Source organism: Pseudomonas sp. ASL4 (assembly GCF_056680395.1).
In genome coordinates this window covers 6,182,129-6,208,849 of the sequence record NZ_CM155280.1, presented here as the reverse complement: position 1 = coordinate 6,208,849, position 26,721 = coordinate 6,182,129, and the positions used below count along the sequence as shown (strand labels likewise).

Below are 26,721 nucleotides of genomic sequence, written 5' to 3'. Positions count from 1 at the left end.
AGGTTGCAGGCTGCGCGAATGTTTAAAATGGGCTTAAGCGCTTAGATGTAAACGAGAAACCGAGAAGTCACAAAAAGATCGATTGAATTTGCAAATGAGGTTGATAGCGGGCATAGTCTCGCCTTCTTTACAACTATCAGCCACGGTCGTGCCCATGCTAAATCGCTTCGCACCCCTCGTGCCTCTCGCACTCGTCACCCTGTTGTTTGGTTGCGCTGCTCACTCTCCAGTGTCCCAGCAAGAGCAACAACAGCAGGTTAGAAACTCTGCTACCGCCCAATCTTCCGTTCTGTATCAGGAAGAAGTGGCCACCGAAAAAGAACTGGCAGACTTCGCCGATGGCAAGTCGTACCAGCTTCCGGTTCTGGCCGACAGCATCCTCGAACGTGGCATGTCCCTGATCGGTACCCGTTACCGTTTCGGCGGTACCTCTGAAGCCGGTTTCGACTGCAGCGGCTTCATCGGCTACCTGTTTCGTGAAGAGGCCGGCATGAATCTGCCGCGCTCCACTCGCGAAATGATCAACGTGGATGCCCCGTTGGTAGCGCGTAACAAGCTCAAGCCTGGTGATTTGCTGTTCTTCGCGACCAACGGTCGTCGCGGTCGCGTCAGTCACGCCGGTATCTACCTGGGTGATGACCAGTTCATCCATTCCAGCAGCCGCAAAAGCGGTGGCGTGCGGGTTGATAGCTTGGGCGACAGCTACTGGAGCAAGACCTTCATCGAAGCCAAGCGCGCACTCGCGATGGCCCCAACTGTGGTCACTGCTCGCAAGTAAGCACACTTTATGTAAGGCGAACTTAAAGTCTTACTTGAAGTTTGCCGCATAGGCGCTAGAATCCTGATCTATTATTGATGGCAAACCGCCTGCGTCCTGCGCAGGCGGTTTTCTTTTCTGTCTTTCCGGCAGAAAAAGCCGCAGCCAGATCAGGATGTTCTGCTTATGACGATGTCGGCCCGCCTCGCACTCATGTTCTTCGCAGCGCTGCTCAGCGCCTGCGCCAGCCGTCCACCGCCCTCAGCGCCGGTGGTTCGCGCGCCGATTATTTTCGGTTCCTCCCAAGCATTCTCCCCGGAAGCAGAAGACGTGTTGTTTCGCGCCCTCGGCCTGGTGGGCACGCCGTATCGCTGGGGCGGCAACACACCGGATTCGGGATTCGATTGCAGTGGCCTGATCGGTTACGTCTACCGTGACGTCGCCGGCATTTCCCTGCCGCGCACCACCCGCGAGATGATCAGCATGCAAGCTGCCAATGTCGGCAAGGAAGGCCTGCAAACCGGCGACCTGATCTTCTTCGCCACCAATGGCGGCTCCCAGGTCAGCCACGCCGGGATCTACGTCGGTGAAGGCCGCTTCGTCCACGCCCCGGCCACGGGCGGCACGGTGAAGCTCGACAGCTTGTCCAAAGCCTATTGGCAGAAAGCCTACCTGAGCGCCAAGCGCGTCTTGCAGCCTGAGCACCTGGCGCGTAACCCGTAGATTGCTGAGGTTGCTGTCATGACCACTCGCACGCTCAATCTCGACGATTCCCTGTACCACTACCTGCTCGACGTTTCCCTCAGGGAAACGCCGCTGCTCAAGCGTTTGCGTGACGAAACCCAGATGCTGCCCATGGCGCGCTGGCAGATCGCGCCAGAGCAAGGGCAGTTCCTCGCGTTGCTGGTCAAACTCACCGGCGCCAGGCGTTTGCTGGAAGTCGGCACCTTCACCGGTTACAGCGCTTTGTGCATGGCGGCGGCATTGCCGGACGACGGCTTGCTGATCTGTTGCGATATCCAAGGCGATTACAACGCCACTGCATTGCGTTACTGGCAGGAGGCGGGCTTGGCCGAACGTATCGATCTGCGTCTGGCACCTGCGTTGGAAACCCTGGCTCTGTTGGAGCAGCCAGGGCAATTTGATCTGATCTTCATCGACGCTGACAAGGCTAACTACTCGAGTTATCTGGAGCACGCCCTGCGTTTGCTGCGGGTCGGTGGTTTGGCGGTGTTTGATAACACGCTGTGGAGCGGGCGGGTGCTTGAGGAAAATCCGGAGAGCGCAGACACCCGAGCGATACAGGTGCTCAATCGAGCTTTGAAGGATGACGTGCGGGTGGATCTGTCGATGTTGCCGATAGGTGATGGTTTAACCCTTTGCCGCAAAAGGTAAGCGCTGACACCGATTAAAAATGTGGGAGCGGGCTTGCTCGCGAAAGCGGTGTAACAGTCAACGGAGATGTTGAATGTCATGACGCCTTCGCGAGCAAGCCCGCTCCCACATCTATGGTTCCCCCCTTTTCTGCAATACTGTTTTTGATGATGTGTTTGGCTTGCTTTCATCTATCCGGCGTCTGAGTGGAGGTTGGTCCATTCGCGCCTTGATGAGAATCGATGCCCGGCGATCCTAATTACTTGGACGGCCTTTCAGCCGTGTGGGAGCTCAGGGTTTTCGTCAGGCCGGTTGGCCGTTCACGTCATCTGTTATCCAGCATCGCAAACCAGGTGGGTGGTGCTCGGGTGACTGCGGGGTTAGGCGTTCATCGCGCCTGGCCCCGCATCGAATTCGGTGTGGTGTGCTGCAATCGCCCAGGCGATTCTCGCCAGTTTGTTGGCCAGTGCGCAGACCACATGATTGGAGTGATGGTTGTCCCATAGCCGTCGGACCCAGTCCGCCAGCGCTCCTTTCTGTCGATCCAACTGCATCAGATAGACGCGGGCACACTGGATCAGCAGACGTCTCTGGTTTCGGTCACCCCGCTTGCTGATGCCTAAAAGTACGGTTTTTCCGCCCGTGGAGTGTTGTTTGGGCACTAGCCCGATCGAGGCCGAATAGCCTCGGCCGCACTTGAACTGTTTGCCATCGCCCAACTCGGCAGCCAGGACGCTGGAGGTGATCGGGCCGACACACGGCATCGTCATCAAGCGAACAGCCAGATCATCTTCAGCGGCTTGGCACTCCACTTCCTTATCCAAAGCCTTGACCTGCTCGTGCAAGTAATTGAAGTGCTCACGCAGCCTGGTCAGTAGTTTTTTGATGGAATCGGGAAGTGGATGCGCTTCAAGCAGCGCTGGAAGATCTTTGATGGACTTGAAGCCTGGGGCCAAGCTGATTCCGACTTCCAGGAGGGCTGCGTGAATCCGATTGACGGTAGCAGTACGTTCTTTGATGAACGAATCACGTGTCGAGTTGAGCATGGCCAGCGCCTGCTGAGCCTGATTCTTAGGCGGCACAAAGCGCATTGTTGGACGAGTTGCAGCCTCGCAGATCGCTTCGGCATCAGCGAAGTCGTTCTTGTTGCTTTTCACATACGGACGCACGAGATGCGGAGCAATGAGTTTGGGTATATGCCCCAGTCTTGAGACTTCCTGCGCCATGAAGTGGGCTCCGCCGCAAGCTTCCATCGCAACGGTGCAGGGTTCGAGATTGGCCAGATGCTGGATGAGCGCCGCCCGATTAAACTTTTTGCGGTAAAGCTCATGACCACGATCATCTTGTGCATGCAGATGAAAGCTGTGTTTTCCCAGATCGATGGCGACAATAGCTACTTTGTTCATGGCAACGGTCTCCGATGAGCCCCCTGTGAAAGCTTAGTGGGCGATCACAGGGGGCGGCGGGGGGAGCTATTTCATTATTTGTTATGTGTGTTGGCGTTGGAGGCTTATTTAGCCGCCGAAACCCGCCAAATCTTGTTCCCTACATCATCCGCCACCAGCAAATCTCCCTGCTGATCAATCACCACACCCACCGGCCGACCCATGGCATTTTCATCTTTATCAAGGAATCCGGTCAGCACATCCACCGGCTGCCCGGTCGGCTTGCCTGCCGCGAACGGCACGAAAATCACCTTGTAGCCGCTATGCGGTTTGCGGTTCCACGAGCCGTGCTGGCCGACGAATGCGCCGTTGGTAAACGGTGCAGGCAGTTTGCTGCCTTCGGCAAAGGTGAACCCCAGCGAGGCGGTGTGCGGGCCAACGGCGTAATCCGGGGCGATGGCTTTGGCCACCAGCTCCGGGTTCTGCGGCTCGACGCGCACATCGATGTGTTGCCCGTAATAACTGAACGGCCAGCCATAAAACGCGCCGTCCTTGACCGAGGTGATGTAGTCCGGCACCAGATCACTGCCGATTTCATCCCGCTCGTTGACCGAGGTCCAGAGCGCACCGCTGTTCGGTTCCCAGTCCATGCCGTTCGGGTTGCGCAGGCCCGAGGCGAAGATCCGGTGATTGCCGGTGGCACGATCCACTTCCCAGATCGCCGCGCGACCTTCTTCGGCCGCCAGGCCATTTTCGCCGACGTTGCTGTTGGAGCCCACCGTCACGTACAGCTTGCTGCCGTCCTTGCTGGCGATGACGTTTTTGGTCCAGTGATGGTTGATCGTGCCGCCCGGCAGATCGGTGACCTTAATGGGCTGTGACTTGATCGTCGTATCGCCGGTTTCATAGTGGAAGCGCAGCAGGCGATCCGTGTCGGCGACGTACAGGTCATTGCCGACCAGGGTCATGCCGAATGGCGAGTTGAGGTTTTCCAGGAATACCGTGCGGGTTTCGGCCACGCCATCGTGGTCCTTGTCCCGCAGCAGCGTGATGCGGTTCGGACTCGGTACGCCGGCACCAGCGCGGCCCATGACTTTCGTCATCACCCAGCCGCGAATGCCTTTGCTGTCATCGGGTTTGGGCGGTGCGTTGGTTTCGGCCACCAGCACATCGCCGTTGGGCAGCACGTAGAGCCAACGCGGGTGATCGAGGTTTTCGGCAAATGCCGCGACCTGCGTCCCTGCGGCCGCAATGGGTTTGGCGCCGGCCGGCCAGCCGATCGCCGGGGCGATGTTGACTGTCGGGATCAGGGTCTTGTTCGGTTCTGGCAGCTTGGGCGACGGTCCGGTGCCGTCCGAGACTTGCAGGCTGGAGGATTCACCACAGGCGGCGAGCCCTCCGGCGAGCGCTATGACGAGAACGAACTGAAGCTTGAGCATGCTGATCTTCTTCCCTATGAATGCATTGTCTTAATTATAGAGAAGAGAAAAGACGCGATGGTTCAACCCGTCAACCACGGGCCTCTTTGAACAGTACGGCGATACCAGGGTGATAGTTGCCGGCTTCGTTGCGCAACTTGCGATAGGCGTAAGGGAAATACCAGGCCACGGCGCAGGTGTGTTCCTTTTGCAGGTCGTCGACCATGTCCTGGAGTTCTTCCGGGGTGGCGCTGTGCTGGGCTTTTTGTGGCGCGGCGAACAGGCAGCCGAGTTTCAGGTCGCTGGCGTGGCTGATTCGCTTCGCCTCGCTGGTGATATCGGCCAGGGCTTGCGTCAGATTCAGGCTATTGACCCTTGGCCAACGCTGGGTGGCCTGAATAAAAGCGCGAGCTTCGCTGCTGGCAATCAACAAATCGGCTCGGGCATTGCGTTCGCCTTCTTCGGTCTGTTTGCGGCTCGGCGTCTGTTGCAACGTGACCATTTCGGCCATCCACGCGGCGGCCGAGAGCAGCCCGAGGTTGGCTTTTTCGTCGAACCAGTAAGGTGTGTCGTTATCGCCGCGCACGGCGTTGTAACGGTCGATACAGTCAAACCAGCGTTCCAGCAGCGGGCGCAGGAATTCCAGCTTCGGATTGCTGATGATCATGCCTTGCATGTGGCTCACCCTTGTTATTGTGTTGTGAGTTGTGGCTCTTTGATATCACTGCTGGGAGTGTGGCGCAAGATTGGCGTCAGTAAGTTGATCGACGGCAGTTTTTCGCCGGATGGCGCCCCGGCTTTAATTGACGCTCCACCCCCAACCCTCTAACCTTCGCGGCTTGTTTCAGGTGCTCTGTGACCGCGGTCGACAGAGTGAAACAGGGAAGCCGGTGAGTGATTTCTTCCATAGATGAAGAACCACGATCCCGGCGCTGCCCCCGCAACGGTAAATGAGAGAAAGCTGCGCCTGAGCCACTGTGTCTTAACTCGACATGGGAAGGCGCGCAGCCAGGCGTAATGCCGCTCATGAGCCCGGAGACCGGCCTGATCCATCCAGCGGCATCACGGTGGGCGATGCCAGGCTTCTTGCCATCTATTCTTGTGCCTGCCCGCCGTTATCCAGCCTCAACGGAGAGCTCCCCATGACTGATACCCCCGATCGTGACGAACGCCACCTGGCGCGCATGCTGCGTAAAAAAGCCGTGATTGACGAACGCATCGCCAATTCGCCGAACGAATGCGGCCTGCTGCTGGTGCTGACCGGCAACGGCAAAGGCAAAAGCAGCTCGGCCTTCGGCATGCTCGCCCGTTCCATGGGCCATGGCATGCAGTGCGGTGTGGTGCAGTTCATCAAGGGGCGCAACAGCACAGGCGAGGAGTTGTTCTTCCGCCGCTTCCCGGAGCAAGTGCGTTTTCACGTGATGGGCGAGGGCTTCACCTGGGAAACCCAGGACCGCCAGCGTGACATCGCCGCCGCCGAAGCCGCGTGGGCCGTGTCCCGCGAGTTGCTGCGCGATCCGTCGATTGGCCTGGTGGTGCTTGATGAGCTGAACATCGCCCTCAAACACGGTTACCTCGATCTCGATCAAGTCCTCAGCGACTTGCAGGCCCGTCCGCCGATGCAACACGTGGTGGTCACCGGTCGCGGCGCCAAGCCGGAAATGATCGAGCTGGCCGACACCGTCACCGAAATGAACGTGATCAAACACGCGTTCCAGGCCGGGATCAAAGCGCAAAAAGGCGTCGAGCTGTGAATCAACCACGTCATTGCCCGGCGGTACTGATTGCCGCGCCGGCCTCCGGTCAGGGCAAGACCACTGTCACTGCTGCGCTGGCCCGTTTGCATCGCAATCAGGGGCGCAAGGTGCGCGTATTCAAATGCGGCCCGGACTTTCTCGACCCGATGATTCTCGAGCGCGCCAGCGGTGCGCCGGTCTATCAACTGGACATGTGGATGGTCGGCGAGCAGGAAAGCCGTCGGCTGTTGTGGGAAGCGGCGGGTGAAGCGGACCTGATTCTGATCGAGGGGGTCATGGGCTTGTTCGACGGTACGCCATCCAGCGCTGACCTGGCGCGACACTTCGGTGTGCCGGTGCTTGGCGTGATCGATGGCACCGCCATGGCTCAGACCTTTGGTGCGTTGGCCCTGGGCTTGGCGCGTTATCAGCCGGACTTGCCGTTTGCCGGCGTGTTGGCTAACCGCGTCGGCACCTTGCGTCATGCGCAATTGCTTGAAGGCAGCCTGACCGAAGGCTTGCGTTGGTACGGTGCGTTGTCCCGGGAAACCGGGATCGAACTGCCGAGCCGTCACCTCGGGTTGGTGCAGGCCAGCGAGTTGAATGATCTCGATCTGCGCCTCGATGCGGCGGCCGATGCGTTGGCCAGTAGTTGCGAGGTGGCGCTACCACCGGCCGTCGAATTCGCCGCCCCGGATGTGATCAGCGCCGAGCCGTTGCTGGCGGGTGTGCGCATCGCCGTGGCCCGTGACGAAGCGTTCGCCTTCACCTACGGTGCGAGCCTGGATTTGCTGCGGGCGATGGGTGCCGAGTTGGCGTTTTTCTCGCCGATCCGCGACACCGAGTTGCCGGAGGCAGACAGCCTCTATCTGCCCGGCGGCTACCCTGAACTGCACCATGTCGCCCTGTCGCAAAACACTTCGATGCTCAACGCTATTCGCGCACACCATGCGGCGGGCAAGCCATTGCTGGCCGAGTGCGGCGGCATGCTGTATCTGCTCGATTCCTTAACCGATGTCGACGGCACTCGCGCTGAACTGGTCGGCTTGCTGGCGGGGGATGCGGTGATGCAAAAACGTCTGGCGGCGTTGGCGTTGCAAGCGGTCGAGTTGCCCGAAGGTTTGTTGCGCGGGCACACCTATCATCACTCGTTGACCAGCACTGAGCTTGAGCCGATTGCCCGGGGCCTGAGCCCGAATGGCGGGCGCGGGGCGGAGGCGGTTTATCGTGAGGGGCGGATGACAGCCTCTTATGTGCACTTTTATTTCCCGTCGAATCCGTCGGCGATTGCCGCTCTGTTTGCGCCTGATCTTGAGGCCGCCTTCGCGAGCAAGCCCGCTCCCACAGTTGACCGCGTTTCGTCAGGCAGCACGCCATCTAATGTGGGAGCGGGCTTGCTCGCGAAGCGGCCATGACCGACAACGCCTTCTCCGAAGCCGAACGCGCCGCCGTCTACCGCGCCATCGCTGAACGCCGCGACATGCGCCACTTCAGCGGCGGCACTGTCGAGCCTGAATTGCTGCGGCGCCTGCTCGAAGCCGCGCACCAGGCACCCAGCGTCGGCCTGATGCAGCCATGGCGCTTCATCCGCATCAGCGATCGAGCCCTGCGCGGCAAGATCCAGTTATTAGTAGAAGAAGAACGCATCCGCACTGCCGAAGCCCTCGGCGAGCGCACCGACGAGTTCATGAAGCTCAAGGTCGAAGGCATCAACGACTGCGCCGAAGTGTTGGTAGCAGCGTTGATGGATGATCGCGAACGCCACATTTTCGGTCGCCGCACCTTGCCGGAAATGGACATGGCGTCGCTGTCCTGCGCGATCCAGAATTTGTGGCTGGCGTCCCGCGCTGAAGGGCTGGGGATGGGCTGGGTGTCGCTGTTCGAGCCGCAAGCTCTGGCGGACCTGCTGGGTTTGCCTGTCGGTGCCAAACCGCTGGCGGTTCTTTGCCTGGGTCCGGTCAAGGAATTCTATCCGGCGCCGATGTTGGTACTCGAAGGCTGGGCGCAGGCGCGCCCGCTCAGTGAATTGCTGTATGAAAACTATTGGGGAGTGAGTCAATGAGTGTGGCGTTATTGAGTGTCGCCGCGGTTGCGCTGGATGCGCTGCTGGGTGAACCCAAACGCTGGCATCCGCTGGTGGCGTTCGGCCGTTTTGCCGATCGCATCGAGCAACGTTTCAACTCCGGCGGTCGCGGTTGGCGCAGTCACGGCGTCACCGCGTGGGTGATCGCGGTGTTGCCGCTGACCTTGTTGGTTACGGCGCTTTCCTGGGCGCCTTATGTCGGTTGGGTGGTCGAGATTCTGGCGCTGTATTGCGCCCTCGGCATGCGCAGCCTTGGCGAACACGTCGAGCCGGTGGCCAAGGCCCTGCGCAGCGATGACTTGGACGAAGCGCGTAAACGCGTGGGTTATCTGGTCAGCCGCCAGACCAGTGAGCTGGATAAAACCGAAGTCGCCCGCGCCGCCACCGAATCGGTGCTGGAAAACGGCAGTGACGCGGTGTTCGCTGCGCTGTTCTGGTTTGCCGTGGCCGGTGCGCCGGGCGTGGTGCTCTATCGACTCAGTAACACCCTCGACGCCATGTGGGGCTATCGCAACGAACGCTTCGAACGGTTCGGCTGGGCGGCGGCGAAAATCGACGACGTCCTCAACTACATTCCCGCACGTTTGGTGGCGTTGACCTACGCACTGTTGGGCAAAACCCGACTCGCATTGAAATGCTGGCGTACCCAGGGCCCGACCTGGGACAGCCCGAACGCTGGCCCGGTGATGGCGGCCGGTGCCGGTGCGCTGGGTGTCGAGCTGGGCGGGGCGGCGATTTATCACGGTGAATTGCATCAGCGTCCACAACTCGGTGAAGGCGCGCCAGCGGATGCCGACTCCATCGACCGTGGCTGGCAATTGGTCCAGCGCGGCGTATGGTTATGGCTGCTGATTCTCTGCGTGGGGGCTGAATTCTATGCTTGAGCACGGTGGCCGGTTGCGTAAGGCGGCGCTCGAATACGGCATCGCCGAAGCCGATTGGCTCGACCTGTCCAGTGGCCTGGCACCCTGGCCATTTGCGATTCCTGAAATTCCGTTACGAGCCTGGGCGCGGTTGCCGGAAACCGATGACGGTCTGGAGCAGGCTGCTTGTGATTACTACGGCGCCGCCCAGGTGTTGCCGGTCGCCGGTTCGCAGATGGCGATCCAGTTGCTGCCGCGTCTGCGCCGGGCCGGTAAGGTCGGCGTGCTGTCGCCGTGTTATGCCGAACACGCCGAGGCGTGGCGTCGTAACGGTTACATCGTGCGCGAAGTGCTGGAGCAGGAAGTCGACTTCTTTCTCGACAGCCTCGATGTGTTGGTAGTGGTCAACCCGAACAATCCCACGGGCCTGAGCCTGAGCCCGAATCGTCTGCTCGACTGGCACTCGCGGCTGGCCCAGCGCGGTGGCTGGCTGGTGGTGGACGAAGCGTTCATGGACAACACGCCGCACCTGAGCCTGGCCGCGTTTGCCAATCAGGTCGGGCTGATCGTGCTGCGCTCTTTCGGCAAATTTTTTGGCCTGGCCGGGGTACGGCTGGGTTTCGTCCTGGCGGAGCGCAAGTTGCTCAGATTGCTCGCTGAGCAAGTCGGACCGTGGGCGGTCAGTGGCCCGACCCGGGTGCTGGGCCAGGCCTGTTTGCAGGACACTGAAGGGCACGCCCGGCAACGGGTGCGCAGCGACGAGGCCAGTCAGCGCCTGGCTGCGCTGCTGGAACGATATGACCTTAAGCCGCAGGGCGGTTGTGCCTTGTTTCAATGGCTGATCACTGAGCGCGCCGAAGAGCTGCATGCATTTATGGCTCGGCGCGGGATCTTGCTGCGGTTGTTCACCCACAACAGCAGCCTGCGTTTTGGCTTGCCGGCTGATGCAACTGAAGAGGCTCGCCTCGAGCAAGCCCTGCAAGCCTTCGCCAAGGAAACCCGATGACTACGTTGATGGTGCAAGGCACTACGTCCGACGCCGGTAAAAGCACGCTGGTGACGGCGTTGTGTCGCTGGGTCACGCGCCACGGTGTCAGCGTTGTGCCGTTCAAGCCGCAAAACATGGCGTTGAACAGCGCCGTGACCGCTGATGGTGGCGAGATCGGCCGCGCGCAAGCGGTGCAGGCTCAGGCCGCCAACCTTGAACCGCACACCGACATGAACCCGGTGCTGCTCAAACCCAACAGCGACACCGGCGCCCAAGTGATCATTCATGGTCGCGCCGTCACCACCATGAACGCGGTCGCCTATCACGACTACAAAGCCATCGCGATGCAAGCGGTGCTGGCCTCACATGAACGGCTGAGCGCGGCTTATCCGGTGGTGATGGTCGAAGGCGCGGGCTCGCCGGCCGAGATCAATCTGCGCGCTGGTGACATTGCCAACATGGGCTTTGCCGAAGCCGTGGACTGTCCGGTGGTGCTGATCGCCGACATCAATCGCGGCGGGGTTTTCGCCCATCTGGTCGGTACGCTTGAGCTGCTGTCGCCGAGCGAGCAGACGCGGGTCAAAGGTTTCATCATCAACCGTTTTCGCGGTGACATTGCCCTGCTGCAACCGGGCCTCGACTGGCTCGAAGAACGCACCGGCAAACCGGTGATCGGCGTCCTGCCCTACGTCATGGACCTGCACCTGGAGGCTGAAGACGGCATCGATCAACGCCAGACCGACAAGGCTGACCAAGTGCTGAAAGTGGTGGTGCCGGTACTGCCGCGCATCAGCAATCACACCGATTTCGATCCACTGCGCCTGCATCCGCAAGTGGACCTGCAATTCATCGGTCCCGGCCAAGCGATTCCGGCCGCTGACCTGATTATTCTTCCGGGCTCGAAAAGTGTGCGCAGCGACCTCGCGTACCTGCGGGCCAACGGCTGGGACACCGCGATCTCCCGACACTTGCGCTACGGCGGCAAAGTGTTGGGGATCTGTGGCGGTCTACAAATGCTTGGTGAGCAGGTTCACGATCCGCTGGGCCTCGAGGGCGCGCCGGGTTCCAGTGCCGGTTTGGGTTTGCTGGCGTTCGAAACCTTGCTCGAAGCAGAGAAGCAGTTGCGCAATGTGCGCGGGCGTCTGGCGTTGGAAAATGCCGAGGTCAGTGGCTACGAAATCCATGCCGGCGTAACCACTGGACCGGCGTTGGAAAACGCTGCTGTGCAGCTGGACGATGGTCGCTGCGATGGCGCGCAAAGTCTCGACGGGCAGATTTTCGGCACCTACCTGCATGGGCTGTTTGAGTCACCGGCGGCGAGCAGTGCGCTGTTGCGTTGGGCCGGATTGCAGAACGTGCAGGCGGTGGATTATCACGCCTTGCGCGAACGCGATATCGAGCGGTTGGCGGATTTGGTGGAGAAGCATTTGGATGCCGCGCTGTTGCGTGAACTTTGTGGGTTTTAGGGTGGGTTTGATGGCCCCTTCGCGAGCAGGCTCGCTCCAACATTGGAATGCGATCAACTGTGGGAGCGGGCTTGCTCGCGAAGGCGTAATTCGCCTCACCGCCCATATAAAGGAATAAACCATGCTCCAACTAATCCTCGGCGGCGCCCGCTCCGGCAAAAGTCGCCTGGCTGAAAAACTCGCCACTGACAGCCAGCTCCAGGTGACCTACATCGCCACCAGCCAACCGCTGGACGGCGAAATGAACGAACGGGTGGCTCATCACCGCGCCCGTCGCCCCGTCGAATGGGCGCTGATCGAAGAACCGCTTGAGCTGGCCCGCGTCCTGCGCGAAAACGCCAGTGCCGAGCGTTGCCTGCTGGTGGATTGCCTGACCCTGTGGCTGACCAATCTGCTGATGCTCGACAACCCCGAGCGCCTGACGGCCGAGCGTGATGCCTTGCTGGACTGCCTGGCGTCGCTGCCGGGCGAAATTATTTTTGTCAGCAACGAGACCGGAATGGGTGTCGTGCCGCTGGGCGAATTGACTCGCCGCTATGTCGATGAAGCCGGTTGGCTGCATCAAGCCTTGGCTGAGCGCTGTCAGCGAGTCGTCCTGACCGTCGCCGGCCTGCCCCTGACTCTTAAAGGTAATGCGTTATGACTCAATCCTGGTGGCTCAACCCGTGCAAGCCGATCGATGCAGCAGTCGTTGAGCAGGCTGAAGCCCGTCAACAGCAACTGACTAAACCGGCCGGTTCCCTCGGTCGGCTGGAGTCGGTCGCCGTGCAACTGGCCGGATTGCAAGGGCAGGTCAAACCGAGCCTCGATCAACTGTGGATCGCGATCTTTGCCGGTGATCATGGTGTGGTCGCTGAAGGGGTGTCGGCGTTTCCCCAGGAAGTCACCGGGCAGATGCTGCACAACTTCGTCACCGGCGGCGCGGCGATCAGTGTGTTGGCGCGGCAGTTGGGCGCCTCCCTTGAAGTGGTCGACCTCGGCACGGTTACACCGTCCTTGAACCTGCCGGGCGTGCGGCATCTGAATGTCGGCCCGGGCACGGCCAACTTTGTGAACGGCCCAGCCATGACCGTCGCCCAGGGCGAACTGGCCTTACAGGCTGGTCGCGACAGCGTGTTGCGCGCCATCGCGGCGGGCGCGCAGTTGTTCATCGGCGGCGAAATGGGCATCGGCAACACCACGGCAGCCAGCGCTTTGGCCTGCGCCTTGCTGGATTGCCCGGTGGTGCATCTGACCGGGCCGGGCACTGGGCTGAACGCTGCGGGTGTCAGCCATAAAGCGCAAGTGATTGAGCGTGCGTTGGCCTTGCACGGCGCTCAGCGAGGGGATGCGCTGCAAACCCTGTTCAACCTCGGTGGTTTTGAAATTGCGGCGTTGGTCGGTGCGTACCTGGCGTGTGCCCAGGAAGGCATCGCGGTGCTGGTGGATGGCTTTATTTGCAGCGTCGCCGCGTTGGTCGCGGTGCGTTTGAATCCGCAATGCCGCCAGTGGTTGCTGTTCGGCCATCGCGGTGCCGAGCCGGGCCATCGCCATGTGCTGGAAACCCTGAACGCCGAGCCGTTGCTGGACCTCGGTTTGCGTCTGGGCGAGGGCAGCGGTGCCGCGTTGGCGGTGCCGTTGTTGCGTCTGGCGTGCGATCTTCACGGGCAGATGGCGACCTTCGCCGAAGCCGCTGTGGCGGATCGCCCGGCATGACCTTGCGCCTGGACCTGTTGCGCCACGGCGAGACCGAACTCGGTGGCGGCTTGCGCGGCAGCCTCGACGACGCACTGACCGACAAGGGCTGGGCGCAATTGCGTGCGGCAGTGATCGGGCAGGGGCCTTGGGATCGACTGGTCAGCTCGCCGTTGCAGCGTTGCGCACGGTTCGCCGAGGAACTGGGCGGGCAACTCGGCTTGCCGGTTCAGCTGGAAAAAGACCTGCAAGAACTGCATTTCGGTGCATGGGAAGGGCAGAACACGGCGCAGCTGATGAAAACCAGCGCCGAGGCATTGGGGTTGTTCTGGACCGATCCGTATTCGTTTACCCCGCCTGAGGGTGAGCCGGTAGCGGACTTTTCGGCGCGGATATTGGCGGCGGTCGAGCGGTTGCACGCGACCTACGCGGGCGAGCGCGTGTTGCTGATCACCCATGGCGGCGTGATGAAATTGCTGCTGGCCCAGGCTCGAGGCTTGCCCCGCGAACAGTTGCTCAATGTCGAAGTCGCCCACGCGGCGTTGTATTCGCTGTCGGTGGGTTCCGGCCTGTTGCTGCGGGAAGCGCTCTGATCATGTTGCCTTTCTGGATCGCCCTGCAATTTTTGAGCAGTCTGCCGATTCGACTCCCGGGCATGCCGGCGCCTCAGGAATTGGGGCGCTCGCTGCTGTTTTATCCGCTGGTCGGGCTGCTGTTCGGCGGGCTGTTGTTTGCGCTGAACGGGTTGTTGTCGGGCGCGCCGTTGTTGCTGCACGCTGCATTGTTGCTGACTGCTTGGGTGTTGCTCAGCGGCGCGCTGCACCTGGATGGCCTGGCCGATAGCGCTGATGCGTGGCTCGGTGGGTTTGGCGACCGGGAACGCACACTAACCATCATGAAAGACCCGCGCAGCGGGCCGATTGCGGTGGTGACCTTGGTGTTGGTGCTGCTGCTTAAATTCGCCGCGTTGCTGGCGCTGATCGAGCAGGGACACAGCGTAGTTTTGATCGTCGTTCCGTTGATTGGCCGTGCGGCGCTGTTGGGGTTGTTCCTGACTACGCCTTATGTGCGTGCCGGTGGGTTGGGGCAGGCGCTGGCTGATCATTTGCCGCGCAAGGCCGGTTGGCAGGTGTTGGCGGTCAGTGCGCTGGCGTGTGGTTTGATTGCTGGGCTGAGCGGCGTGTTCGCTATCGTGCTCGCGGCGGTGGTGTTTGTCTGGTTGCGGCAAGTTATGCAGCGGCGATTGGGTGGCACGACCGGCGATACGGCAGGGGCGTTGTTGGAGTTGTTGGAAATGGTGGTGTTGGTGGGGTTGGCGTTGGTCTGCTGACTGTTGGGGTGGATGTGCTGGCCCCTTCGCGAGCCTGCTCGCGATGGCGATCTGCCTGATAACGATATTCTTGAACCTTGCTTTCATTCAACCGCGGGTATATACACGCACGATGCTCGATTCCCAATGTTTATGTATCAACCTGCGTCGCGCCGCTCGTGGCGTCAGCAGGCATTACGACGGCGCTCTCGACGGCTTCGGGATCAACGTTGCCCAGTATTCTTTGCTGTGCAATCTGCAGCGTCTGGATCAACCGAGTATTTCCACCCTGGCCGAAGCCATGGGCCTGGACCGCAGCACCCTGGGGCGCAATCTGCGGGTGCTGGAAGGCGAGGGGCTGGTGGCGCTGAACGAGGGCGAGGATATGCGCAATCGCATCGTCAGGCTCACCGAGGCTGGCGCTGAGCGCCTGGCAGCGGCGTTGCCGGCCTGGGAAGCGGCGCAGCAGCGGCTGATTGATCGTCTGGGCGCCGAAAAACGTGAAACCTTGCTGAAGTTGCTGGACGAACTGGCTTGATGCCAGTTTGTTCGATCTTAAGCGGGTATATACCCGCTACCGGAGAATAAGAATGACATCGATGTGGCGTACGTGCGGTTGGGTGTTGGTGGGGAGTGCGCTGATTCTGGCGTTGTCTCTGGGCGTGCGGCATGGCTTCGGGCTGTTCCTGGCGCCGATGAGCGCTGAGTTCGGCTGGGGGCGCGAGACCTTTGCGTTTGCCATCGCCTTGCAGAACCTGATCTGGGGCCTGGCACAGCCGTTCACCGGCGCCCTGGCCGACCGCTTCGGTGCCGCAAAAGTGGTGTTGGTCGGTGGATTGTTGTACGCGGGGGGCCTGGTCTGCATGGGCTTGTCTGACTCGGCGGTGACCTTGTCCCTGAGTGCCGGTCTGTTGATCGGTATCGGCCTGTCAGGCACCTCGTTCTCAGTGATCCTCGGCGTGGTCGGGCGTGCGGTGCCGCCGGAGAAACGCAGCATGGGCATGGGCATCGCCAGCGCTGCCGGTTCTTTCGGCCAGTTCGCGATGTTGCCCGGTACGCTGGGGCTGATCGGCTGGCTCGGCTGGTCCGCCGCTTTGTTGGTGCTGGGCTTGCTGGTGGCGTTGATCGTGCCGTTGGTGAGCATGCTCAAGGACAAGCCGCTGCCGGTGCTTGGTCATGAGCAAACCTTGTCCGAAGCCCTGCGTGAAGCCTGTTCCCATTCCGGGTTCTGGCTGCTGGCGTTCGGATTTTTTGTCTGCGGGTTTCAAGTGGTATTCATCGGCGTGCACCTGCCGGCCTATCTGGTGGATCAACACCTGCCGGCCACCGTCGGCACCACGGTGTTGGCGCTGATCGGGTTGTTCAATATCTTCGGTACTTACACGGCAGGCTGGCTCGGCGGGCGGATGTCCAAGCCGCGCTTGCTCACGGGTTTGTACCTGTTGCGAGCGGTGGTGATCGGGCTGTTCCTGTGGGCGCCGGTCACAACGACCAGTGCTTATCTGTTCGGCATGGCGATGGGCTTTCTGTGGTTGTCCACGGTGCCGTTGACCAATGGCACCGTGGCAACCTTGTTCGGTGTGCGAAACCTGTCCATGCTCGGTGGGATTGTTTTCCTGTTCCACCAGCTCGGATCGTTCCTCGGTGGCTGGTTGGGCGGGGTGGTGTATGACCGTACCGGGAGCTACGACTTGATCTGGCAGGTAGCGATTCTCTTGAGTCTGTTGGCGGCAGCCCTGAATTGGCCAGTGCGTGAACGGCCGGTAGCGCGGCTGCAAACCCAGATGAGCGCGATATGAACAGTCTCTGGCCGCGAATAGTTGTAGCCGGTGTCGGCGCCTTGCTGCTGGCCCTGGCGTGGTGGGGTTGGCATCAGGGCGGGCTGGCGCTGATGCAATTGGGCATGGGCGCTTGCTAGCAGGATGTGAGGACGAGTAAGTTCGCTTTCTGACGATTCCTCAAGGATGCACCGACATGCTGATGCGCTGGCTCGCAGTCCCCGCGTTGCTGATGGCGTTTACCGGATTGGCCCAAGCGGCCGAGTGTCCGGAGCTGTTGCAGGGCTCGCTGCCCAAGTTGCGGGCCAAGGAATCGATCGATCTGTGCCAGCGTTATGCGGGCAAGCCGCTGGTGGTGGTCAATACCGCCAGCTTCTGCGGCTTCGCCCCACAGTTCAAAGGCCTTGAGGCGCTGTATCAGCGTTACAAGGACCAAGGGCTGGAGGTGCTCGGCGTTCCGTCCAATGACTTCAAACAAGAGGCCAAGGACGGCGCTGAGACGGCCAAGGTTTGCTACGTCAACTATGGCGTGACCTTCACCATGACCGAGCCGCAGAAAGTCCGCGGCGACGAGGCGACTCATCTGTTCAAAGTTCTCGCCGAGCAGAGCAGCGCGCCGAAGTGGAATTTCTATAAGTACGTCATCGATCGCCAAGGCAAAGTGATTGCCAATTTCTCCAGCCTGACCAAACCTGACAACCCGGAATTCATCGAGGCCGTAGAGAAAGCCATCGCCTCGAAGCCCTGATCGACGGCCACTAAAAAGCCCCTCCTCTGTGCAAGAGAGCGGGGCTTTTTTTGATTCAGGTGGCGAGGCGTGAACCTCGCCGTGAATCATCAGAAGCGGTAGGTTGCGCCTACACCGAAACCGCTCGCCCAGTTTTGATACTTGGCGTTGTAGGTCTGGCCTTGGGCATTGCTGTTGGCAACCTGGACGGACTCTTCACGCAGGTACGAGTACGCGAGGTCGATGGTCAGGTCATCAGTCGGGCTCCAACCGGCGCCGAAGCTGATCGCTTTGCGATCACCTGTCGGGATGCGCGGGGAGCGATCGACGTTGTTGGTTGGCGACTGGTCAACCGACAGACCGGTACGCAGTACCCATTCCTTGTTCAGCTGATACGAGGCACCGATGGCGTGAGCCCAGGTGTCGTGCCAGTTTTGTTCTTCGGTGATGGTACCGAATTGACTGCTCAGGCCAGCCGGAACATCTTTGTTGTTGACAGTGATTTCTTGCAGGCGGCTCCAGCGAGTCCAGGTGCTGCCCGCGTAGACGGTCCACTTGTCGTCGATCTGGTGAGTGACCGAGAAGTCCACAGATTCAGGCGTGGTCAAGCCCAGCGAGGCGTCGTACTTTTGGTTTGGGTTTTGCTGTACGGCAGCCAACAAGCCGTAGTAGACCTTAGTGTCACCTTCGAGCTTGTACTTCACTTTCGAGTGATAGGTCAGGCCGACGCGAGTGCTGTCGGTCAACTGAGCCAATATCCCGATGTTGTAGCCCAGAGCGGTATCGTTACCTTTGATCTTGACCTGGCCATCCGGCGCTGCCTGAGTGACCGACAGGTTCGATTCCAGGGTGCCGTCGATGCGGTTGATGGTCGGGCCGAAACCGATGGACACCTTGTCGTTGAAGGCGTAGCTGACAGTCGGCTGCATGGTCACGACTTTAACGTCGCTCTTGCTGCCGAAGTAACGGCCGGCAAAGTTGCTTTCATAGTCGGTTACCAGGCCGAACGGTGCGTAAACACCGATACCGAATGCCCAATGATCATCGATAGGCTTGACGTAGTAGCCCATCGGCACGGCGATGAACGGAACCATGTCACCTTTGTTGGTGCCGCTGTTCGGGCTGGAGCTGGCTTGGCTGATATCGGTGTGCGCGTCGAGCATTGCAAAACCGCCGGTAACTTGTTCCCGCTTGATGCGGGACATGCCGGCAGGGTTGCCATAAATTGTGCTTGCGTCATCGGCAGAGGAAGATCGCCCGGCAAAACCTGTACCCATCCCGCTGATACTTTGTTCGTTGATGGCAAAGCCAGCTGCGAAAATTTGGGTGGATGCCAAGGCAACGGCGAGGCTAAGGGTGGTTTTGAGCATTACTTTTTTCATTATTAGAACTCCTGGTGATCACCGGGGCGAAAATTACCAAGATTTTCGTCTCGGCGCTATAGCCTGTATGGGTTGAGTTAGAGCGCTTTTGTAGGACAATCCGACCAGATTCGCGACCTGTTGCAAGATCTTGTGAAACGGGCCGGTCAGCAAGCGACTTGATTCAGGGATGAAACACAGGTTTGCCAGGCGCAGGTAAAATCGCGAAGGCGTCCTTGCGGTTGAAAGGTCTGGCGCCATATTCGGGCCATTCCCAGCACATCGTCGGGGTCAGGGAGGGGAGTGTTTTGTTCTTCTACTAACAGCCAGGCGATGGCCGTGGCGTAGCGCAGGTTGACGGTCAATTCCAGGTGCGGACTGCTTAAAAAGGCGTGCTGGCTGGCCAGGCCACGAACCAGGCTCGCCCGCTCCGGGTCCAGTGCCAGGTAGTCATCCCAGAGTGCCCGGTGACGGGGCTCGGCGATTCGGTACAGGCCGTGTCCACGGCGGTCATGCAGGGCGGAGCCAAGGGCTGACTGGCTGGCGGCGATGCCCAGCAGCAGGGATTCGGCAGTTGCGCTATGGCGCCCGAGGTAAATCAATGTCGGGCGGATCACATAACGGCACAGTTCGCTGGCAGCGATACCCATAAAGCCCTCGAAACATGAAATGGGCGGCGACACCTGAAGGGGGGGCTTGGCAGCAGTGAATCGACTCAGGCTCGCCGGAAGCGGATCAAGCCGCTTGAGTTGAAGTGTAGTGTCATATTCGCGCTGTAAAGGACTGTTTTTAAAATATTTCCGGCAGGCAGTTATAACCGTTATATCGGTTAGTGCTTAAGCGTTGAGGGTAAAAAGAGAAATATCAGGCAATAAAAAGCCCTGCTTTTTGAGCAGGGCTTTTGAGGTTTTCAGTCTTTCTGGCGTCTCAGGCAACCAGTGCCTGGCGAGTACGATCGATCACGGCCTGCAGCGGTTCAGCGCTGGAGTATTGATCGGGGTACAGGCGTTCGCTGTGACGAGCGATGCCGTGTTCGTTGACCAGAGTGAAGCTGAAGCAGCCTTTGCGAGCGGCCATGATCAGGCAGTTCATTGGTGCAAAAGCGTTAGTTAGGGTGCGAATGGCATCCTGAGTGTGGATTTGAGTAGACATAGTTATTGGGTGTTCCTACAAGCGACACGGATAAGATCCGTGCAAAATTAAAACGTTCCAGTGACGACGACCACCATTGGTCGAACGAAGAACCCGACTGGAACAAAGCAGCCAGTTTGAAGCGCTGATAATTGGCGCGCTTGGGCTGGCAGGTAGGTACTTAGGAGGGCAGGCAACACATCAAGGGCAAAGGTTCTGGGCCCGGGGTGAAGATCCTGATCAATTTGCAGGCTGGTTCGGTCAGAGTAAGTGAGCTTCGCAACACCCTTTGCTTTCATTTCAAAGGCAGTGTTGACGCAAGGTTTACCTGGAAACCATCGAGGTGGTCGATCCCGCTTTGTCGGTGGAGGCTTCTCAGGGAAGGCTGACCGTGGGGATTTGTTCGACCAGAATTGACTTTCAGCTTGGTACTAACGCCGCGGATACTAACTGATTGAATTTTAGAAAGGAAGTGTGTTAGCAAAAAAAGATCTTGTGCAGGGCCTTTTAGGTGCTTTCGCCAAGCGCTTCGAGGGATGTAAACACTGGGCTTGCCCTGTAATCGCCGAGGTTTTTACCGTTTGTCGCCGCGCTGGCATGGCCCTGAATGGGTCTGGATCAGGAGTTTGTCACGGCTTATCCCCAGGCCTGGTCTGCAAAACGCGCCGAAAAAGCGCATTGATATAACCGCCGCAAAGGTACTTGTGCACATTAGTTGCGCAGGTTGTCACGCCACTGTCACGTTGGCTTCAAACGCAGTGGGTGCCTGTAATGAAAATTTAAGTCAATGAAAAACATCGCTTTTTTTAACTGGTGAAAAAATCGTCAGTTTGACTGCGAGCCCCATTCCACAGGGCTTTGCGAGAGTTCAAGGGCGGTTGTCCACTGAGTTATCCACAGCTTCTGTGGATTGTCCCGAGCGCTTGCTCTAGGACGGGCGTGCCGGGTTTTTTTCGACTTTACCTGTAGGAAAAAAAGAGTAGAGTGGCGCGCCTTCCGATCTGCCCCACAGTGCTTTATGAAGTTTCGCTCAGTATCAACCTCTGTTACCGACACGCCCCCTCCTGTTACCCCACCCAAGCGCTTTTCCATGCGTGTGGCCGAGTGGCTACTGGACAGTCCGCGCCTGGGCGATAACCCCAACGTCAAACACTTTGCCGGACGCTTGCTCAAGCAACCGGCCCGGGAAGGCGTGGTGGCCGCCCAAAGTCGTCTGGGGCAGTTGATGTGCCGCGAGTGTGGCAATGCGCGGGATCGGCGCATCGGCCACGATTTGCTGCGTCAGGCCGCCCGCGCAGGTGACCGTCGCGCTCAGCAGGAACTGGGGTTGATCGAAGACTGAGCTGTCCAAGACCTGACGCCTTGGTTAACCTTCAAGCTTTATCTCATCGGCAGGAGTGGCTATGGCTATGGACTTGACCAGCATATTGCTCGGTCTGGCGGGCGCTGCATTGCCATTGCTGGCACTGGCCTGGCAAATCCAGCGCCGGGCGAGCGCCGGGCAGGCCGACGTGGCGTTGCTGGAAGAGCGGTTGGCCACGGCCCAATTGGCTCAGGACGGTTTGAACGCCCAGCTCGATGCGTGCCGCGACGAAATCGGCGACCTGAGCCAGGCCAATTCCGCCAAGCAGGCCGACCTGGCCGCTGTACGCCGTGAAGTCGAGTTGCTGCAAATCGAGCGCGACGATGCCCGCGACGCGTCCCACGCCTGGAATATCGAGCGCGCCGGCAAAGAGGCTGAGTTGCGTCGCCTCGACGCGCAGGCTGCATCCCTCAACGCCGAGCTGCGTGAGCAACAGGAAAGCCATCAGCAGCGCCTCAACGACCTCCAGGGCTCGCGCGACGAGCTGCGGGCGCAGTTCGCCGAGCTGGCGGGGAAAATCTTCGACGAGCGCGAGCAGCGTTTCGCCGAGACCAGTCAGCAGCGCCTGGGGCAGTTGCTCGATCCGTTGAAGGAACGCATCCAGTCCTTCGAAAAACGCGTCGAAGAAAGTTACCAGGCCGAGGCGCGAGAACGCTTTTCCCTGGCCAAGGAACTGGAGCGCCTGCAGCAGTTGAACCTGCGCCTGAGTGACGAAGCCACCAACCTGACCCGGGCCTTGAAAGGCCAGAAAACCCAAGGCAACTGGGGTGAACTGATTCTTGAGCGAGTGCTTGAGCACGCGGGCCTGGAGAAGGGCCGTGAGTACCAGACTCAGGTCACCCTCAAAGGCCCGGACGGCGAGCGTTTCCAGCCGGACGTCATCATTTATTTGCCCGGCGACAAGCAGGTGGTGGTCGACTCCAAGGTCAGTCTCACGGCTTATCAGCAATACGTGGCGGCCGAAGACGATGCCATCGGCCAGGTCGCCATCAAGCAGCACGTGCTGTCGCTGCGTAATCACGTCAAAGGGCTGTCCGGCAAGGATTACAAGCGACTGGATGGCTTGCATAGCCTGGATTTCGTTCTGCTTTTCGTGCCTATCGAAGCCGCGTTTTCAGCGGCATTGCAAGCCGAGCCGACGCTGTTTCAGGAGGCCTTTGACCGCAACATCGTGATCGTCAGCCCGACCACGTTGCTCGCCACGTTGCGGGTCATAGACAGCCTGTGGAAGCAAGAGCGTCAGACTCAGAACGCCCGGGAAATCGCCGAGCGAGCCGGATGGCTGTACGACAAGTTTGTGCTGTTCATCCAGGATCTGGACGAGGTGGGCAATCGCTTGCAGCAGCTGGATAAAGCCTACAGCTCGGCGCGCAATAAGCTGACAGAAGGGCGCGGTAATCTGGTCAGTCGCAGCGAGCAACTGAAGCTGCTCGGGGCGCGGGCGAGCAAGAGCTTGCCGGCGGATTTACTGGAGCGGGCAATGACCGATGTGGATGGCTTGGCCGAGTTGCCGGAGTAACTGCTTTTGTGGCGAGGGAGCTTGCTCCCGCTCGGCTGCGCAGCAGCCGCAAAGCAGGCAGCGCGGTATGCCTGACAGCCAAAGTGGCAGCATTTGGGGGCTGCTTCTCAGCCCAACGGGAGCAAGCTCCCTCGCCACAGGTTTTGGGTTGGCCCGTAGGCCTCATTTACAACGGCAAATGCCGACTCAACAACGCCCGCAACGCCGCCGGCTTCACCGGTTTCGCCAGATAATCCAACCCCGCCGCATGCACCTGCGCCACCGTCTCCGGCCGCCCATCCGCACTGATCACCACGCCCGGAACCGGTTCACCCAAACGGGTACGCAGCCAGGCCATCAACTCGGTTCCGGTTTCACCGTCGTCCAGGTGGTAATCCACCAGTGCCAACTGCGGCCGTACACCATCGCCGAGCAATGCGGCACACTCTTCACGGTTGCGCGCGGTCCAGACCTGGCAACCCCAGCGCGTCAGCAGGCTGTTCATGCCGATCAGGATGCTGTCCTCGTTATCGATGCACAGCACCTGCGCGCCCGTCGGCAATTTACCGTTCAGTTCGGTGACGTTATGCGGCGCCGCTACAGTCTGCGCCCTAGCCAGCGGCACGCTGACGCTGAACACGCTGCCATGCCCTGGCCAGGAACGCACGCGCAAGGTATGGCCCAGCACCCGACACAACCCATCGGCAATCGCCAAGCCCAGACCCAGGCCTTTCTCGGCGCGGGTCTGGTGGCTGTCGAGGCGTTTGAACTCTTCGAAAATCACTTTCTGTTTATCTTCCGGTATCCCTGGGCCACGGTCCCAGACTTCCAGGCACAGTTCGCCGTTTCGCCGCCGAACCCCCAGCAGCACCGGGCCTTTGGCATAACGGAACGCGTTGGTCAGGAAGTTCTGCAGGATCCGGCGCAACAGCTTGATGTCGCTGTTGACCCGCAACGTGCTGCCGCGCAGACGGAATTTCAGCCCTTGTTCCTGCGCCAGTGCCTTGAACTCGGCGCCGAGGATGTCGAACAGTTCATTAAGCACGAACGGCTTGGGATCCGGGTTGATCTTGCCGTTTTCCAGGCGGGAAATGTCCAGCAAGTCGCTGATCAAGTCCTCGGCGGAACGCAGTGAAGTGTCCAGGTGCTGGATCAGCTTCTGTGCTTCGCTGGACAAGCCATCATCCTGATGAGTCAGGGCCGCAGAGAACAATCGCGCGGCGTTCAGCGGTTGCATCAAGTCATGGCTGACTGCCGCCAGAAAGCGGGTTTTAGACTGGTTGGCCGACTCGGCGGTGCCTTTGGCTTCGGTCAGGGCGACGTTGAGTTGCGAGAGTTCGTGGGTACGTGCGGTCACCCGTTGCTCCAGGCCTTCGTTGGCCTCGGTCAATGCCTGCTCGGCCTCGCGGAACGCGGTGATGTCGGTGAAACTCATGACGAAACCGCCGCCGGGCATCGGGTTGCCGATCAGCTCAATCACACGACCATTGGGGAAAAGTCGTTCAGAGGTGTGGGCACGACCCTGACGCATCCAGTGCAGGCGGCGGGCGACGTGGACTTCCGCTTCGCCGGGACCGCACAGCCCGCGCTCGGCGTTGTAGCGAATGATGTCGGCAATCGGCCGACCGACGCTGATCAAGCCGTCCGGGTAGTTGAACAACTCCAGGTAACGCCGGTTCCAGGCCACCAGTTTCAGCGACTGGTCGACCACGCTGATGCCCTGGGTGATGTTCTCGATCGCCCCTTGCAGCAAGGCGCGGTTGAATTGCAAAACTTCCGACGCTTCGTCGGCGATACGGACGACGTCCTCAAGCTGCATTTCCCGACCTTCGATGGCGGCTTTTACTACAGCACGCGTCGAAGATGCGCCGAGGACACCGGCCAGCAAGCGTTCGGTATGGGCGATCCATTCACCGTCGGCGTTCTGGTTCGGATTGAAGCCTTTGCCCTGGCGGTAGGCGAAGCGGATAAAGCTTTGGCGGGCGCGTTCTTCACCGACAAAACGTGCGGCCAGTTGCAGCAGATCGTCGATTTGCACCGAAAGCATCGAGCGAGCGCTGGGCCGGGCGCTGATTTCCTGACCAATGAACCGGCCAGCCTGCCAGTGCTCTGACACTCGTGTGCGTGACAGCACCGAGACCCAGGCGAACAGAGTGAAGTTGCCCGCCAGCGACAGCACCACGCCTTGGGTCAGTGGGGTGATGGGCAAGTGCAGTGGGTTGCTGTGCAGCCAGGCCAGTCCGGGAAAACTACTTAGCGACCAACCCAGGCTGAGGGCGGTAATTGGCAAAATCAACGTGTAGAACCAGAGGAGCGTCCCGGTGGCGAGCCCGGCAAATACGCCGCGACGGTTGGCCTGTTTCCAGTACAGCGCACCGAGCATGGCTGGGGCTAATTGGGTCACGGCGGCGAAGGCGATCTGGCCGATGGTCGCCAGGCTGGCGGTAGAGCCGAGCAGGCGATAGCTGACGTAGGCGAGCAGCAAAATCACCACGATGCTCACCCGGCGCACCGAGAGCATCCACTGGCGGAACACTTCGAACGGTCGCTCGGCGTTGTTGCGGCGCAGCAGCCACGGCAACAACATGTCGTTGGAGACCATGGTCGACAGCGCCACGCTGGCCACGATCACCATGCCGGTGGCCGCCGAAGCTCCGCCGATAAACGCCAGCAACGCCAGCGCCGGGTGGGCCTGGGCGAGGGGCAGGCTGATGACGAAAGAGTCCGGTAGCACCGAGCTCGGCAGCAACATCTGACCGGCCAGCGCGATAGGGACTACAAACAGCGCCGCCAATGCCAGGTAGGCCGGGAACACCCACTTGGCCAGGCGCAAATCCTGAGGTTCGATGTTCTCCACTACCGTGACGTGGAACTGTCGTGGCAGGCAGATGATCGCCATCATTGCGACGCCGGTTTGCACCACCATCGAAGGCCAGTTGATGGTTTCCTTCCAATACTCTTCCAGGCGCGGGGCGAGCATGGCTTGGTCGAACAGGTCGTCGAAACCGTCGTATAAGCCGTAGGTCACGAACGCGCCGACCGCCAGAAAAGCGAACAGCTTGACCAGTGATTCAAAAGCAATCGCCAGCACCATGCCGCGGTGGTGTTCGGTGGCGTCGAGGTTGCGCGTACCAAATACGATGGTGAACAGCGCCAACACCAGCGAGACGATCAGCGCCGTGTCCTGGGCGCGGGTGCCCATGGCGTCGGCACCGGCTCCGATCAGCAGGTTCACCCCGAGCACGATGCCCTTGAGCTGCAAGGCGATGTAGGGCAACACGCCGACCAGGCAAATCAGCGCCACCACCACGGCCAGCGACTGCGACTTGCCATAGCGCGCGGCGATAAAGTCGGCGATGGAGGTGATGTTCTCCTGCTTGCTGATCATCACCATTTTTTGCAGGACCCACGGCGCGCACACCAACAGCAGGATCGGCCCGAGGTAGATCGGCAGGAATGACCAAAGCTGTTCGGCGGCCTGGCCCACGGCACCAAAGAACGTCCAACTGGTGCAATACACGGCCAGCGACAGGCTGTAGACCCAGGCACGCACACGCGGCGGCAACGGCGCGCTGCGACGGTCGCCGTAGAAGGCGATGGCGAACATGATGGCCATATAGGCCAGGGCAACGGCGGCGATCAGCCCGCTGGACAGCGACATGGAAACTCCAGACAAAAGACATCCGGGACTCCTGCCCGGTCAGACAGTCTCGCACGATGGCCGGGGTTCGTCAGTGTCGACCAAGGTCGTGGCGTGGCGGGGTGTCGCAGGCTTTGTGTCAGTTGCAGGTGGGCTGTGTTCACTGGCCC

The 26,721-nt window shown here is 60.2% G+C and carries 26 protein-coding genes and 1 riboswitch; of the genes, 19 read left to right on the top strand and 7 right to left on the bottom strand.

Going from position 1 to position 26,721, the window contains the following annotated elements; genetic code table 11:
* The first annotated feature begins 154 nt into the window (after positions 1-154).
* From AC1MEW_RS28395 to AC1MEW_RS28385, 3 genes are all read left to right on the top strand, one after another.
* On the top strand, positions 155-778 hold the full coding sequence (locus AC1MEW_RS28395; protein ID WP_201201899.1) for a C40 family peptidase: 624 nt from the start codon (positions 155-157) through the stop codon (positions 776-778).
* A 165-nt stretch (positions 779-943) separates the two neighbouring features.
* Entirely contained in the window at positions 944-1,480 is a 537-nt protein-coding gene (locus AC1MEW_RS28390; RefSeq protein ID WP_201194887.1) for a C40 family peptidase, read from the top strand.
* An 18-nt stretch (positions 1,481-1,498) separates the two neighbouring features.
* Positions 1,499-2,152, top strand: a complete 654-nt coding sequence (locus tag AC1MEW_RS28385) for a class I SAM-dependent methyltransferase (protein ID WP_322267809.1) — start codon at positions 1,499-1,501, stop codon at positions 2,150-2,152.
* A 359-nt stretch (positions 2,153-2,511) separates the two neighbouring features.
* Here the strand turns inward: AC1MEW_RS28385 and AC1MEW_RS28380 are convergent, their stop codons facing one another.
* The 3 genes from AC1MEW_RS28380 to AC1MEW_RS28370 form a co-directional block, all read right to left on the bottom strand.
* Positions 2,512-3,537, bottom strand: a complete 1,026-nt coding sequence (locus tag AC1MEW_RS28380; protein ID WP_322269892.1) for an IS110 family RNA-guided transposase — start codon at positions 3,535-3,537, stop codon at positions 2,512-2,514.
* Positions 3,538-3,641: 104 nt separating this feature from the next.
* A complete protein-coding gene (locus AC1MEW_RS28375; protein WP_201201900.1) occupies positions 3,642-4,955 on the bottom strand; it encodes a PQQ-dependent sugar dehydrogenase in 1,314 nt (437 codons plus the stop codon).
* Positions 4,956-5,025: 70 nt separating this feature from the next.
* Positions 5,026-5,610, bottom strand: coding sequence for a hypothetical protein (locus AC1MEW_RS28370; protein ID WP_201201902.1), 585 nt, complete (start codon positions 5,608-5,610; stop codon positions 5,026-5,028).
* A gap of 153 nt (positions 5,611-5,763) precedes the next feature.
* Positions 5,764-5,996, top strand: a riboswitch (cobalamin riboswitch).
* An 80-nt stretch (positions 5,997-6,076) separates the two neighbouring features.
* Between AC1MEW_RS28370 and cobO the strand changes: the two genes are divergently transcribed.
* The 14 genes from cobO (at position 6,077) to AC1MEW_RS28300 (ending at position 17,579) form a co-directional block, all read left to right on the top strand.
* On the top strand, positions 6,077-6,688 hold the full coding sequence (gene cobO / locus AC1MEW_RS28365) for a cob(I)yrinic acid a,c-diamide adenosyltransferase (RefSeq protein WP_054049504.1): 612 nt from the start codon (positions 6,077-6,079) through the stop codon (positions 6,686-6,688).
* On the top strand, positions 6,685-8,085 hold the full coding sequence (locus tag AC1MEW_RS28360; protein ID WP_480424429.1) for a cobyrinic acid a,c-diamide synthase CobB: 1,401 nt from the start codon (positions 6,685-6,687) through the stop codon (positions 8,083-8,085). Before cobO ends, AC1MEW_RS28360 begins: the two co-directional genes overlap by 4 nt.
* The gene (gene bluB / locus AC1MEW_RS28355; protein ID WP_201201907.1) at positions 8,082-8,732 is read left to right on the top strand and encodes a 5,6-dimethylbenzimidazole synthase; all 651 of its coding nucleotides are present in this window, start codon (positions 8,082-8,084) and stop codon (positions 8,730-8,732) included. The genes AC1MEW_RS28360 and bluB overlap by 4 nt, the downstream gene beginning before the upstream one ends.
* A complete protein-coding gene (gene cbiB, locus AC1MEW_RS28350) occupies positions 8,729-9,637 on the top strand; it encodes an adenosylcobinamide-phosphate synthase CbiB (protein WP_201201908.1) in 909 nt (302 codons plus the stop codon). The genes bluB and cbiB overlap by 4 nt, the downstream gene beginning before the upstream one ends.
* On the top strand, positions 9,630-10,622 hold the full coding sequence (gene cobD, locus AC1MEW_RS28345) for a threonine-phosphate decarboxylase CobD (RefSeq protein ID WP_201201909.1): 993 nt from the start codon (positions 9,630-9,632) through the stop codon (positions 10,620-10,622). Before cbiB ends, cobD begins: the two co-directional genes overlap by 8 nt.
* On the top strand, positions 10,619-12,070 hold the full coding sequence (locus tag AC1MEW_RS28340; RefSeq protein WP_480424426.1) for a cobyric acid synthase: 1,452 nt from the start codon (positions 10,619-10,621) through the stop codon (positions 12,068-12,070). Before cobD ends, AC1MEW_RS28340 begins: the two co-directional genes overlap by 4 nt.
* Before the next feature lie 121 nt (positions 12,071-12,191).
* A complete protein-coding gene (gene cobU, locus AC1MEW_RS28335) occupies positions 12,192-12,713 on the top strand; it encodes a bifunctional adenosylcobinamide kinase/adenosylcobinamide-phosphate guanylyltransferase (RefSeq protein WP_480424424.1) in 522 nt (173 codons plus the stop codon).
* Entirely contained in the window at positions 12,710-13,765 is a 1,056-nt protein-coding gene (cobT, locus tag AC1MEW_RS28330) for a nicotinate-nucleotide--dimethylbenzimidazole phosphoribosyltransferase (RefSeq protein ID WP_201201912.1), read from the top strand. The genes cobU and cobT overlap by 4 nt, the downstream gene beginning before the upstream one ends.
* A complete protein-coding gene (locus AC1MEW_RS28325; RefSeq protein WP_201255959.1) occupies positions 13,762-14,337 on the top strand; it encodes a histidine phosphatase family protein in 576 nt (191 codons plus the stop codon). The genes cobT and AC1MEW_RS28325 overlap by 4 nt, the downstream gene beginning before the upstream one ends.
* A gap of 2 nt (positions 14,338-14,339) precedes the next feature.
* The gene (locus tag AC1MEW_RS28320) at positions 14,340-15,074 is read left to right on the top strand and encodes an adenosylcobinamide-GDP ribazoletransferase (protein WP_322267813.1); all 735 of its coding nucleotides are present in this window, start codon (positions 14,340-14,342) and stop codon (positions 15,072-15,074) included.
* Positions 15,075-15,186: 112 nt separating this feature from the next.
* Positions 15,187-15,591: a MarR family winged helix-turn-helix transcriptional regulator gene (locus tag AC1MEW_RS28315; RefSeq protein WP_201194864.1), complete on the top strand. Its 405-nt coding sequence runs from the start codon at positions 15,187-15,189 to the stop codon at positions 15,589-15,591.
* A 52-nt stretch (positions 15,592-15,643) separates the two neighbouring features.
* Positions 15,644-16,852: an MFS transporter gene (locus tag AC1MEW_RS28310; protein WP_480424421.1), complete on the top strand. Its 1,209-nt coding sequence runs from the start codon at positions 15,644-15,646 to the stop codon at positions 16,850-16,852.
* Positions 16,849-16,971 (top strand): hypothetical protein, encoded by a 123-nt coding sequence (locus AC1MEW_RS28305; RefSeq protein WP_274610069.1) that lies wholly within the window; start codon positions 16,849-16,851, stop codon positions 16,969-16,971. Before AC1MEW_RS28310 ends, AC1MEW_RS28305 begins: the two co-directional genes overlap by 4 nt.
* Before the next feature lie 56 nt (positions 16,972-17,027).
* Entirely contained in the window at positions 17,028-17,579 is a 552-nt protein-coding gene (locus AC1MEW_RS28300; protein ID WP_201255958.1) for a glutathione peroxidase, read from the top strand.
* 89 nt (positions 17,580-17,668) lie between these two features.
* Here the strand turns inward: AC1MEW_RS28300 and AC1MEW_RS28295 are convergent, their stop codons facing one another.
* From AC1MEW_RS28295 to AC1MEW_RS28285, 3 genes are all read right to left on the bottom strand, one after another.
* Positions 17,669-18,940 (bottom strand): OmpP1/FadL family transporter, encoded by a 1,272-nt coding sequence (locus AC1MEW_RS28295; RefSeq protein ID WP_201255957.1) that lies wholly within the window; start codon positions 18,938-18,940, stop codon positions 17,669-17,671.
* Positions 18,941-19,086: 146 nt separating this feature from the next.
* Positions 19,087-19,569 carry a hypothetical protein gene (locus tag AC1MEW_RS28290; protein WP_201201921.1) on the bottom strand — a complete coding sequence of 161 codons (483 nt, stop codon included), beginning with the start codon at positions 19,567-19,569 and terminating at the stop codon, positions 19,087-19,089.
* A gap of 277 nt (positions 19,570-19,846) precedes the next feature.
* Positions 19,847-20,071: a hypothetical protein gene (locus tag AC1MEW_RS28285; RefSeq protein ID WP_003214941.1), complete on the bottom strand. Its 225-nt coding sequence runs from the start codon at positions 20,069-20,071 to the stop codon at positions 19,847-19,849.
* Positions 20,072-21,068: 997 nt separating this feature from the next.
* Here AC1MEW_RS28285 and AC1MEW_RS28280 point away from each other — a divergent pair.
* Positions 21,069-21,392 carry an SEL1-like repeat protein gene (locus AC1MEW_RS28280; RefSeq protein ID WP_201201922.1) on the top strand — a complete coding sequence of 108 codons (324 nt, stop codon included), beginning with the start codon at positions 21,069-21,071 and terminating at the stop codon, positions 21,390-21,392.
* A 175-nt stretch (positions 21,393-21,567) separates the two neighbouring features.
* Complete coding sequence (locus tag AC1MEW_RS28275; RefSeq protein WP_201255961.1) at positions 21,568-22,932, top strand: DNA recombination protein RmuC; 1,365 nt, start codon at positions 21,568-21,570, stop codon at positions 22,930-22,932.
* A 166-nt stretch (positions 22,933-23,098) separates the two neighbouring features.
* Here AC1MEW_RS28275 and AC1MEW_RS28270 read toward each other — a convergent pair whose 3' ends face one another.
* Positions 23,099-26,572, bottom strand: a complete 3,474-nt coding sequence (locus AC1MEW_RS28270) for a hybrid sensor histidine kinase/response regulator (protein WP_480424415.1) — start codon at positions 26,570-26,572, stop codon at positions 23,099-23,101.
* Positions 26,573-26,721: the final 149 nt, after the last annotated feature.

Excerpts from the sequence above, each read along its gene's own strand:
- AC1MEW_RS28395 (WP_201201899.1), top strand. The coding sequence starts at position 155 with ATGCTAAATCGCTTCGCACCCCTCGTGCCTCTCGCACTCGTCACCCTG.
- AC1MEW_RS28390 (WP_201194887.1), top strand. The coding sequence starts at position 944 with ATGACGATGTCGGCCCGCCTCGCACTCATGTTCTTCGCAGCGCTGCTC.
- AC1MEW_RS28385 (WP_322267809.1), top strand. The coding sequence starts at position 1,499 with ATGACCACTCGCACGCTCAATCTCGACGATTCCCTGTACCACTACCTG.
- AC1MEW_RS28380 (WP_322269892.1), bottom strand. The coding sequence starts at position 3,537 with ATGAACAAAGTAGCTATTGTCGCCATCGATCTGGGAAAACACAGCTTT.
- AC1MEW_RS28375 (WP_201201900.1), bottom strand. The coding sequence starts at position 4,955 with ATGCTCAAGCTTCAGTTCGTTCTCGTCATAGCGCTCGCCGGAGGGCTC.
- AC1MEW_RS28370 (WP_201201902.1), bottom strand. The coding sequence starts at position 5,610 with ATGCAAGGCATGATCATCAGCAATCCGAAGCTGGAATTCCTGCGCCCG.
- cobO (WP_054049504.1), top strand. The coding sequence starts at position 6,077 with ATGACTGATACCCCCGATCGTGACGAACGCCACCTGGCGCGCATGCTG.
- bluB (WP_201201907.1), top strand. The coding sequence starts at position 8,082 with ATGACCGACAACGCCTTCTCCGAAGCCGAACGCGCCGCCGTCTACCGC.
- cbiB (WP_201201908.1), top strand. The coding sequence starts at position 8,729 with ATGAGTGTGGCGTTATTGAGTGTCGCCGCGGTTGCGCTGGATGCGCTG.
- cobD (WP_201201909.1), top strand. The coding sequence starts at position 9,630 with ATGCTTGAGCACGGTGGCCGGTTGCGTAAGGCGGCGCTCGAATACGGC.
- AC1MEW_RS28340 (WP_480424426.1), top strand. The coding sequence starts at position 10,619 with ATGACTACGTTGATGGTGCAAGGCACTACGTCCGACGCCGGTAAAAGC.
- cobU (WP_480424424.1), top strand. The coding sequence starts at position 12,192 with ATGCTCCAACTAATCCTCGGCGGCGCCCGCTCCGGCAAAAGTCGCCTG.
- cobT (WP_201201912.1), top strand. The coding sequence starts at position 12,710 with ATGACTCAATCCTGGTGGCTCAACCCGTGCAAGCCGATCGATGCAGCA.
- AC1MEW_RS28325 (WP_201255959.1), top strand. The coding sequence starts at position 13,762 with ATGACCTTGCGCCTGGACCTGTTGCGCCACGGCGAGACCGAACTCGGT.
- AC1MEW_RS28320 (WP_322267813.1), top strand. The coding sequence starts at position 14,340 with ATGTTGCCTTTCTGGATCGCCCTGCAATTTTTGAGCAGTCTGCCGATT.
- AC1MEW_RS28315 (WP_201194864.1), top strand. The coding sequence starts at position 15,187 with ATGCTCGATTCCCAATGTTTATGTATCAACCTGCGTCGCGCCGCTCGT.
- AC1MEW_RS28310 (WP_480424421.1), top strand. The coding sequence starts at position 15,644 with ATGACATCGATGTGGCGTACGTGCGGTTGGGTGTTGGTGGGGAGTGCG.
- AC1MEW_RS28305 (WP_274610069.1), top strand. The coding sequence starts at position 16,849 with ATGAACAGTCTCTGGCCGCGAATAGTTGTAGCCGGTGTCGGCGCCTTG.
- AC1MEW_RS28300 (WP_201255958.1), top strand. The coding sequence starts at position 17,028 with ATGCTGATGCGCTGGCTCGCAGTCCCCGCGTTGCTGATGGCGTTTACC.
- AC1MEW_RS28295 (WP_201255957.1), bottom strand. The coding sequence starts at position 18,940 with ATGAAAAAAGTAATGCTCAAAACCACCCTTAGCCTCGCCGTTGCCTTG.
- AC1MEW_RS28290 (WP_201201921.1), bottom strand. The coding sequence starts at position 19,569 with ATGGGTATCGCTGCCAGCGAACTGTGCCGTTATGTGATCCGCCCGACA.
- AC1MEW_RS28285 (WP_003214941.1), bottom strand. The coding sequence starts at position 20,071 with ATGTCTACTCAAATCCACACTCAGGATGCCATTCGCACCCTAACTAAC.
- AC1MEW_RS28280 (WP_201201922.1), top strand. The coding sequence starts at position 21,069 with ATGAAGTTTCGCTCAGTATCAACCTCTGTTACCGACACGCCCCCTCCT.
- AC1MEW_RS28270 (WP_480424415.1), bottom strand. The coding sequence starts at position 26,572 with ATGTCGCTGTCCAGCGGGCTGATCGCCGCCGTTGCCCTGGCCTATATG.